The organism is Pseudoduganella rhizocola, assembly GCF_045984285.3.
GTDB lineage: Bacteria > Pseudomonadota > Gammaproteobacteria > Burkholderiales > Burkholderiaceae_D > Rugamonas.
Genome location: NZ_JBJQIK030000012.1, coordinates 132,101 through 142,400, shown reverse-complemented (window position 1 = coordinate 142,400; position 10,300 = coordinate 132,101). Strand labels below are relative to the sequence as shown.

The window sequence follows — 10,300 nt, the reverse complement described above, 5'->3', positions numbered from 1 at the left end:
GCGCAAATACTGCCGAACGATCCTCGCCTTGAACTGCGCTGTGTACTTCGACATGAAAAAACCCCAAAAGTTGATGTCCAACTTTTGGGGTTCTGTTCAGCAAGCCGGCGTTTTTTTATTTGCCCGCCATCGACAGGGCGACGGCCTCGGCCACCTTGATGCCGTCCACCCCGGCCGACAGGATGCCGCCGGCATAGCCGGCCCCTTCGCCGGCCGGGAACAGGCCGCGCGTGTTCAGGCTCTGCAGGTCGCCGTCGTTGCGCTTGATGCGGATCGGCGAGGAGGTGCGGGTTTCCAGGCCGGTCAGCACCGCGTCTTCCTTGAAGTAGCCCTTGACCTGCTTGTCGAAAGCGGGGAAGGCTTCGCGCAGGGCCAGCGTGGCGTAGTCCGGCAGGATGCGCGCCAGGTCGGTCAGGTGCACGGCCGGCTTGAAGGAGGGGATCACGGCGCCGAAGGCGGTGGAAGGGCGGCCCGCCACGAAGTCGCCCATCAGCTGGCCTGGCGCATCGTAATTGCTGCCGCCCAGCACATAGGCTTTTTCTTCCAGGTCGCGCTGGTAGGCGATGCCGGCCAGCGGGTGGCCCGGATAGTCCTGCTCCGGGCTGATGCTCACCACGATGGCGCTGTTGGCATTGCGTTCGGCACGCGAATACTGGCTCATGCCGTTGGTGACAACCCGGCCGGGCTCGGAGGCCGCGGCCACCACGGTGCCGCCCGGGCACATGCAGAAGCTGTAGACGGCGCGGCCGTTGGACGCATGGTGCACCAGTTTGTAGTCGGCGGCGCCCAGGATGGGGTGGCCGGCATTCGGGCCGAAGCGGCAGGTGTCGATCAGCGACTGCGGGTGCTCGACGCGGAAGCCGATCGAGAAAGGCTTGGCTTCCACATACACGCCGCGCGCATACAGCTGTTCAAAGGTGTCGCGTGCGCTGTGGCCGACCGCCAGCACCACATGGTTGGTGACGACCCGCTCGCCGGAGGCGAGCAGCAGGCCGCGCAACTGGCGCTGGCCGTCCTTCTCCTCGATCTCGAAATCGGCCACGCGCTGCTCGAAGCGGATCTCGCCGCCCAGGGCCTGGATTTCCTCGCGCATGTTTTCCACCATCTTCACCAGGCGGAAGGTGCCGATGTGGGGCTTGCTGACGTACAGGATTTCTTCCGGGGCCCCTGCCTTCACGAACTCGGTCAGCACCTTGCGGCCATAGTGCTTCGGATCCTTGATCTGGCTATACAGCTTGCCGTCCGAGAAGGTGCCGGCCCCCCCTTCGCCGAACTGCACATTCGATTCCGGGTTGAGCACGCGCTTGCGCCAGAAGCCGAACGTGTCCTTGGTGCGCTCGCGCACGGTCTTGCCGCGCTCCAGCACGATGGGCTTCAGGCCCATCTGCGCCAGGACCAGGGCGGCGAACAGGCCGCAGGGGCCCATGCCGATGACCACCGGGCGCGGCTGGCTGCCGTCGCGGTTGACGTCCTGCGCCACGAACTTGTAGTTCATGTCCGGCGAGGGCATCAGGTGCACATCGTGCTGGCGGCGGCGCAGGATGCCGGCGTCGTCCGTGGTTGCCACGTCCACCGAATAAATCAGGACGATGCTGGCCTTTTTGCGCGCATCGTAACTGCGCTTATAGACTGAAAACTCAATCAGTTCGGTTTTGCTAATGCCAAGCCGCTCAAGAATGGCGGCTTCCAGGGCCATTTCCGGATGGTTCAGGGGTAACTTGATTTCGTTCAGCCGCAGCATGTTTTGTCCTCTATGGGGCGGTATTTGACCGCCAGACCGCTATTGTACCGTCTCCTTCCAGCGCCGGACCGGCGACAAATTTCCGACAATTTGCTGCGAAAACACAACGGAACAGGGCTTGCATTTTTTGCGAGATTTTCTGCCCGAACTATTAGTAAGTGAATACTGTTGTTTTCCAATAACAGACGCGGCCGTGGCGTTGACACTTTCTCTTTCGATATGGTCTTATCGGAGGCTAAACCTGTTGAGGATTCAACGAGTTTTACGGAAGCCCGTGGCAGCGCGCCGCTATGGGAAATGTTGGGACAAAAAAGAGCGCTACACCTTACCCAGGTTGTCAGACGTTTATTTGATAGGAAAACCTATGTTGAGAAAAACTGTTTTAGCTCGCGCATTGATGCTGGCATTCAGCACCGCCGCTTTGACGGCTGCGGTGGTCGAACCAGCGATGGCACAGTCGAACGCGGCCGGTAATGTCTACGGCAAGGTGGCGCCTGGCGCCGCTACTACCGTCGTGCTGAAGAACCTGGACACCAACCAGACCCGTAGCACCGCAGTGGAAGCCAACGGCTCCTTCGCCGTGTCGGCACTGCCGATCGGCCGCTACAGCGCCACCCTGATGAAGGGGGCAACGCCTGGCGCTACCACCCAGCTCGAAGTGCTGGCCGGCCAAGGTGTGGAAGCCCTGTTCGCACAGGAGGGCGTGCAGTCGGTGCAGGTGACGGGCCGCCGCAGCCGTATCGACATTTCCAGCGCCAACAACGGCGCCACCTTCGTGGCACGTGAACTGGCCAAGCTGCCTATCGCCCAGAACGTGGACGCCATCATCCAGCTGGCGCCGAACACCACCCGCGCTGACTCCCGTTATGCCGGCGGCGCTTCCTTCGCAGGCGGCGGCGCTTCCGAGAACGCGTACTACATCAACGGTTTCCCTGTCACCAACCCGCTGACCCAGCTGGGCGCTTCCGAACTGCCTTTCGGCGCGATCGCACAGGCGCAGATCCTGACCGGCGGCTTCGGCGCGGAGTTCGGCCGCTCCGTGGGTGGTGTGGTCAACATCACCACCAAGTCCGGTACCAACAACTGGGAATTCGGCGCGATGGCCTCCATCGAACCGAACTCGCTGCGCGCCAGCCAGGTCGACCTGCGCTATGCCAATACCGGCGCCTTCCCGACCACCGACGGCACCCTGTACCGCGCCCGTGCTGAAGGCGAACGCACGCAGAAGCGCATCGGCGCCTACGTCGCCGGTCCGATCATCAAGGACAAGCTGTTCATGTTCCTGTCGGCTGAAACCACCAAGACCGACACCGAAAACACCGACGCCACCTCCGGTGTGCGCATCGGCGGCAACCCGGCTGCAGGCTGGAACGTCACCAAGCGTACCGTGGAACGCTACTTCGGCAAACTGGACTGGAACCTGACCGACAACCACCGCCTGGAACTGTCCTTCATCGGCGATACGCCGGAAAACAAGGTCAGCAACTACGGCTACGACTACGCAACCCGCACTCACAACAATGTGCGTGCATCGGCCAAGCGTGAAGAGAACGTGGCGGACAACGGCGCCGACGTGCAGATCCTGAAGTACACCGGTAACATCACCGACGACTTCACCGTGCAGGCCCTGTACGGCCAGGCCAAGTCCAAGCACATCAACGAGTTCGAAGGCTATAACCCGAACCTGTTCGTGGCCACCTTCACGGACGCGTCGATGTATCCTCCGCTGAAGAGCCAGTACGTCAACAAGCAGACCATCTCGACGGCGACCGGCAACGTGCTGCCGGACGGCGCGGAAGACAAGATCGAATCCTTCCGTCTGGACCTGGAGTACAAGATCGGCAACCATACCATCGGCTTCGGTCTGGACAAGAACAAGCTGAGCTCGATCAATGCGGGTGACATCGCCATCGGCGGCGGTACCTGGGCCTATGCGCGAAACGACGACCCGATGGCCAGCTTCGACCTGGGCGGCGGCGTGATGGCGGCCGGTCCCGGCACCACCAGCAGCCCGGCCGGCCAGGCGGGCTACTATGTGACCAAGAACCTGCTGACCACGGTGACGAATGCCTACTCGAACCAGGATGCGCAATACATCCAGGACAAGTGGCAGATCACCAAGGACGTGCTGATTACCGCCGGTATCCGTCGTGAAGGCTTCGACAACCAGAACGGCGACAAGAAGAAGTACATCGAGCAGAAGAACCAGATCGCTCCACGCCTGAGCGCGGTGTGGGACGTGAACGGCGACGCTTCGATGAAGGTCTTCGGTAGCGCCGGCCGTTACCACCTGCAGATCCCGACCCACCTGGCAGTGCGCGGTGCGGGCCGTTCGACCAACACCAGCCAGGCCTTCGCCTATACCGGCATTGACGCCAACGGCGCTCCGACCGGCCTGATCCAGTTGTCCGCGCCAGCGTCGGCGAACAACGAGTACGGCCAGGAGAAAGCGGTGCAGACCCTGTCCGCCATCGACCTGAAGCCGACTTATCAGGATGAGCTGACCATCGGCTTCGAGCGCGCCTACTCGCCAGACCTGAACTTCGGCGTGAAAGGTACCTACCGCAAGCTGGGTTCGACCATCGACGACTTCTGCGATCCACGTCCGTTCGAGAAGTACGCGGCCGACCACAAGATCGATATCTCGAACTGGGGCGGTTTCGGTTGCGCCAACTTCAACCCGGGCGAAGCGAACAGCTTCTGGGTGGACTACAGCGGCTCGACCCAGAACGGCGGCACCGCGAAGAACCTGACCAAGGTCGACTTCTCGGCCGCGGACCTGGGCTTCCCGAAAGCCGAGCGTAAGTACAAGGCGCTGGACTTCTTCGTCGAGCACCCGCTGCGCAATGGCTGGTACGGCAAGGTGAACTACACCTGGTCCAAGTCCGAAGGCAACACCGAAGGCCAGACCCTGTCCGACGTGGGCCAGACCGACGTGGCTGCAACCCAGACCTGGGACTACAAGGAACTGTCGATCGGCGCCTACGGCAAACTGCCGAACGACCGTACCCACCAGCTGAAGGCTTACGGCTTCTACGAGCTGAACAAGCAGTGGACCGTTGGCGGCAATGCGCTGCTGGCATCCGGCCGTCCACGCAGCTGCCTGGGCCGCTTCCTGTTCGATGGCACCACGCCGAACTACAGCAATGGTCCACACTATTGCGGCGGCGCCACCATCGCCCAGAACACGCTGTCGCCACGCGGCACCCGCGGCAACCTGCCATGGGACAAGCGCCTGGACCTGAACCTGGTGTACCGTCCTGAGTTCGTCAACGGCCTGGCCCTGAAAGTGGACGTGTTCAACGTCTTCAACGATCAGATCGCCGAGTCCGTCGAAGAGCGCTGGAACAACGCCAACCAGCGTCGCAACACCTACGAGCGCATCCTGAGCACCACTGCGCCGCGTAGCGTGAAGCTGACCGCTGAATACAACTACAAGTTCTAAGCTTGTAAGCTGGACATGGCCCGCCTCGCGAGAGGCGGGTTTTTTTTTGCCCCGGCCGCTTGCGCGACGCAAGTCCCGCGTTACATTTTTTATGTAGTTTCATGGCGCCCGGGCGCTTATGATCGTTCTGTTACCAACCGAATTGGAGACAAGCATGAAACGGATTGTGGCGGGTGTGCTCTTGGTGGTGCTGGCCGGCCTGGCCGGCGCCGATGAACTGGCCGACGGCGTCAAAGCCTGGGAGGCGCAGGACTTTAGCCGCGCGCACCAGATCTTCAGCAAGCTGGCCGCGGCCGGCAACGCCGAGGCGCAGCTCTTGCTGGGTGAAATGTACGGCTTCGGCGAGGGCGTGCCGGAAGACCCGGCCCAGGCGGCCAGCTGGCTGAACAAGGCGAAGGCGGGCGGCCATCCCGATGCCGCCGCCTCGCTGGCCACGCTGCAGCAGCGCGGCGTGCGCAAGGCCGATATCGCCTATTACGCCAACGGCGGCTACCAGGCCGAGAACCTGCGCCTCGACAAATACGCCTGCGTGAAGCCGGTCTTCCCGGACGCCTCGCGCACCCAGCCGGAAATCCGCAAGACCCAGGCCGAGATGACGGCCTGGAGCGCGTGCTACCAGCGCTTCACCCAAGGCCTGGCCAATGTGATGCCGGCCGGCAAAGCGATCCCGGCCGATGTGGCACAGCTGATGAGCCTGAGCGAGCTGGCCAAGGCGCGCGCTTCGATGGACAAGGTGTATGCGGCGATTGCGGCGGCGGGCGAGGCCGAGGGCCGGGCCGTCCTCGCGGCGAACGATGCCTGGGCGGCCCGCACCAAGGAGAGCGTGGAGACCATGGCTAAAAAGACAACGGATGAGCAATATGCACGGGCCCGCGAACGCGACCGCCTGAGCGAGCGTTACCGCCAGGCTCTGGAAAACGCCCAGACCGGACGCTGAGTGTCCGGGCGGACAAACGGCCGGCCCTGCGTGGCCGGCTTTTTTTTTGTCCGCCGGTCGCAGGGCGGACAGTGACGGACGATCAAAACCGGGCAATTTGTCATAAATTTGTCGTTTTTTCCTCACAACCACATCGATAGATTTGACCCAACGCGGGCTGATGTGTTTCCATCAATTTTTGAGCGGTAAGGAAATCGCGCCGTTCAAAAAAAGACGCGTCGAAAAGTACCTGTTTCACGTAGTCGGGACAAACAATATTAAGTCGAAAAGACTTTTGTCGAAACAAAAATTGGCTCCACTAGCCTTCACTCAACTGAGGAACCACATGTTCAGAAAAACAGTACTGGCCCGCGCACTGACCATTGCGTTCAGTGCCGCCGCCGTCGCCGCAGTGGCACTGCCAGGCAGCGCCTATGCAGCGTCGAACACTGCCGGCTCGATCAACGGCCGTGCCGCTCCCGGCACCGTCGTGACCATCCAAAACCGCGAGATCGGTGTGACCCGCACCGTGACCGTGGACAAGAACGGCACCTTTATCGCTTCGCAGATGCAACCAGGCAACTACACGGTGAGCGCGAAGCTGCCGGACGGCAGCACCCAGGAGCAAGCCGTGGTCGTGGTGCCAGGTGAAGGCTCGGCCGCGAACTTCGAAGAAACGCAGAAAGTGGTCGTGACCGGCCGCGCTACCCGTATCGACATGAAGTCGCCGGAATCGGCCACCACCCTGAACAAGGCGACCATCGACCGTATTCCGGTCAGCCGCAATGTGACCGCCGTGGCCCTGCTGGCCCCGGGCGCGACCCAGGGCGACACCCGTATCGGCCAGACCGCCCTGCGCGGCGGCAACGTGCCTTCGCTGGGCGGCGCATCGCCGGCGGAAAACGTGTACTACATCAACGGCTTCAACGTCACCAACGCGCTGAACGGCGTGGCGTTCAACCAGGTGCCGTTCGATGCGATCGGCCAGCAACAGGTCAAGACCGGCGGCTACGGCCCTGAGTACGGCCGTTCCCTGGGCGGCGTGCTGAGCGTGACCACCAAGCGCGGCACCAATGAATGGCACGGCGGCGTCAACGTGATCTACTCGCCTGAGTCGCTGGAAGGCTCGGCCGTGTTCACCGAGAAGAGCTCCAACACCGGCAACTGGAACCTGCTGAAGAAACCAGGCGGCACCGACGACCTGCAGGGCAACGTCTGGCTGGGCGGCCCGGTCATCAAGGACAAGCTGTTCATCTTCGGCCTGGTTCAGGGCGCGGACATCGAGCGCAAGTCCTACTTCGCCAGCACCCAGGAAGTGATGAAGTCCAACACCCCGCGCTACCTGGTGAAGGTGGACTGGAACATCAACGACAAGAACACCCTGGAATTCACCGGCTTCAGCGACAAGTCCAAGGACAAGGCGCACAACTGGCGTTCGCCGGTGCGTTACGGCGAGCAGAAGGGCGTGGACCTGGGCGAGGACGAGTACACCACCGGCGGCCAGAACTACATCGCCAAGTACACCTCCTGGATCACGGACGACCTGACCGTGTCCGCCCTGTACGGTATCGGCAAGTACAACCGCAAGTCCAACATCGCTTCGGCCCTGTGCCCGAACGTGCAGGACCGCCGTACTTCGCCAACCCTGACCTACGGCTGCGCCACTGCGACCAGCATGAGCGACCCGAACGCCAACGACAAGCGTAATGCATGGCGTCTGGATGCCGAATGGAACCTGGGCAACCACGGTCTGCGTTTCGGCGCCGACAACGAGAAGTACAAAGTGGTTGACGGTACCGAATACCCGGGTGGCGTGTTCTACCAGGTGCGCCGTCTGGCCGCCAATGGCCGCCTGTCCAACGGTTACGTGAACACCACCGGCGCTCCGCTGGAATACGTGCAGGCCCGTACCTTCGAAAACGGCGGCGCGTTCACCACCAAGAACTCGGCTTACTACATCGAAGACAACTGGCAGATCCATCCGAGCGTCCTGCTGTCGCTGGGCGTGCGTAATGAATCGTTCGAGAACCTGAACGCGGAAGACAAGACCTTCATCAAGGTCGACAACACCTGGGCACCGCGCTTCGGCGTGAGCTGGGACGTGGCCGGCAAGGGCACGACCAAGGTCTTCTCCAACCTGGGCCGCTACTACATCCCTGTGATGTCGAACACCAACGTGCGCCTGTCCGGCGCCGAACTGGATTACACCGACTTCTACCGCTTCAACGGCACCTTCGGTACCGACCGCTTCCAGCTGCCTTCGATGGGCGCACAGCTGGGTGGCCGCGCCGTGTCGAGCAATGGCGAAGCCGGCGATCCGCGTTCGGTGGTGGATCCAAACATCAAGCCTATGTACCAGGACGAATTCATCCTCGGTATGCAGCAGGCGCTGGTGGACCGCTGGAGCGTGACGACCAAGTTCACCTACCGCAAGCTGAAGAGCGTGATGGACGATATGTGTAACGGTCCTGGCGCTGCTGACTGGGCGCTGAAGAACGGCTTCACCGCCGATCAGGCCGAAATCATCGGCGGCGCGATCGACCACTGCTTCCTGTACAACCCGGGCAAGGACCTGACCGCGAATATCGACCTGGAAGACGGCAAAGGCCTGACCACGATCAAGATTCCGGCCTCCTCGCTGGGCTTCGACCAGCCGAGCCGTATCTTCCGCGCACTGGAAGTGAGCTTCGAACGCGCATGGGACGGCAAGTGGATGCTGCAAGGCTCCTACGTGCTGGCTTCGTCCAAGGGTAACACCGAGGGCTACGTGAAGTCGGACATCGGCCAGGATGACGCCGGCATTTCGCAGGACTGGGACTACCCAGGCCTGATGGAAGGCGCTTCGGGCTACCTGCCGAACGACCGCCGCCACACCGTGAAAGCCTTTGGCGCCGTCAAGGTTGCCGAGGAATGGCGCGTGGGTGCAAACATCCTGCTGCAGAGCGGCCGTCCGAAGAACTGCCTGGGCTACTACGCAGGCAACCTGGATGAAGTGTCGATCCTGTACGGTGCTTCCTCGTTCTACTGCAACAGCACCTTCGGCCCGCGCGGTACGAAAGGCCGTCTGGCATGGACCCGCGAGCTGGGCCTGCAAGCGCGTTACGACCCGAAATGGCTGAAGGGCGCAAGCTTCACGGTGGACGTACTGAACGTGTTCAACGAACGCGGCGTACTGAGCATCGAGGAAGCCGGCGAATCGGCACAGAACTCGCCGAGCCCGACCTACCAGCAGCCGATCGGCCTGCAGAAGCCACGTACCTTCCGCTTCACCGCGCAGTACGAATTCTAAGCAGCGTTTTTCCCGCTTGGATAGCAAAACCGCCAGCGCAAGCTGGCGTTTTTTTTTTCCGTGTTTTTTACAGGCCGCCCCAGGCCGCCCCCAGCATGGCCAGCGCGGCCAGCCCGGCGGTCTCCGTGCGCAGGATGCGCGGCCCCATGGCCAGCGGCAGCGCACCGTGGCGCAGCGCCGCCGCCTCTTCCTCTTCGCTGAAGCCGCCTTCCGGGCCGACCATCACGGTCAGCGCCTGCGGCGGCTGGTGGCGGGCCCAGGCGGCCAGCGATTCCCCGGCGCGCGGCGTCAGCAGCACCCGCTTGTGCAGGTCCTGCTGCGCGATCCAGTCGCCGAAGGCGGCCGGCGGCGCCACCTGCAGCAGGCGGTTGCGCCCGCTTTGCTCGGAGGCCGACACCACCACGCCCTGCCAGTGCTCGAGTTTCTTTTCCGCGCGCTCGGCCGACAGGCGCACCACGGAACGGCGCGCCGCCAGCGGCTGCAGGCCGGCCGCACCCAGTTCGACGGCCTTCTCCAGGATCCAGTCCATCTTGCTGCCTTCGGGCAGGCCCTGGGCCAGCGTGACGGCATAGGGCAGCTCCACCTCGCGCGGGTCGAACAGCTTGACCGTGCAGGCGGCGCGCTTTTTCTGCACCTCGTCCAGCACCGCCGTGTACTCGCCGCCTTCGCCATTGAACAGGGTGAGCCGGTCGCCGGGGCCCAGACGCAGCACGTGGACGTGGTGCGCGACCTCGGGAGGCAGGTCCAGCGCCTGGCCTTCGGCCAGCGGCTGGGCGACGTAGAAACGGGGCATTGCGGCTCCTGTGCTGAAAATGCGTCAATTTTAAGCGGCGGGGGCCTGCTCTGGTAAAATATTGGGCTCAGCTTCTGGCAATCCGCAGCGCACCACCATTCCAAACCTTCCGTAGA

Annotated in this window: 5 protein-coding genes; 3 read left to right on the top strand and 2 right to left on the bottom strand. The window is 62.7% G+C overall.

The window, feature by feature from the left end:
- Positions 1–115: 115 nt before the first annotated feature.
- Positions 116–1,741, bottom strand: a complete 1,626-nt coding sequence (locus ACJRPG_RS22020; protein ID WP_408002246.1) for an NAD(P)/FAD-dependent oxidoreductase — start codon at positions 1,739–1,741, stop codon at positions 116–118.
- Positions 1,742–2,138: 397 nt separating this feature from the next.
- Here ACJRPG_RS22020 and ACJRPG_RS22015 point away from each other — a divergent pair, with 397 nt between their 5' ends.
- From ACJRPG_RS22015 to ACJRPG_RS22005, 3 genes are all read left to right on the top strand, one after another.
- On the top strand, positions 2,139–5,186 hold the full coding sequence (locus ACJRPG_RS22015; RefSeq protein ID WP_408002245.1) for a TonB-dependent receptor: 3,048 nt from the start codon (positions 2,139–2,141) through the stop codon (positions 5,184–5,186).
- Positions 5,187–5,340: 154 nt separating this feature from the next.
- The gene (locus tag ACJRPG_RS22010) at positions 5,341–6,123 is read left to right on the top strand and encodes a tetratricopeptide repeat protein (RefSeq protein WP_408002244.1); all 783 of its coding nucleotides are present in this window, start codon (positions 5,341–5,343) and stop codon (positions 6,121–6,123) included.
- Between the two features lie 325 nt (positions 6,124–6,448).
- The gene (locus ACJRPG_RS22005; RefSeq protein ID WP_408002243.1) at positions 6,449–9,391 is read left to right on the top strand and encodes a TonB-dependent receptor; all 2,943 of its coding nucleotides are present in this window, start codon (positions 6,449–6,451) and stop codon (positions 9,389–9,391) included.
- Between the two features lie 67 nt (positions 9,392–9,458).
- Here the strand turns inward: ACJRPG_RS22005 and ACJRPG_RS22000 are convergent, their stop codons facing one another.
- The gene (locus tag ACJRPG_RS22000; RefSeq protein WP_408002242.1) at positions 9,459–10,184 is read right to left on the bottom strand and encodes a 16S rRNA (uracil(1498)-N(3))-methyltransferase; all 726 of its coding nucleotides are present in this window, start codon (positions 10,182–10,184) and stop codon (positions 9,459–9,461) included.
- Positions 10,185–10,300 lie beyond the last annotated feature (116 nt).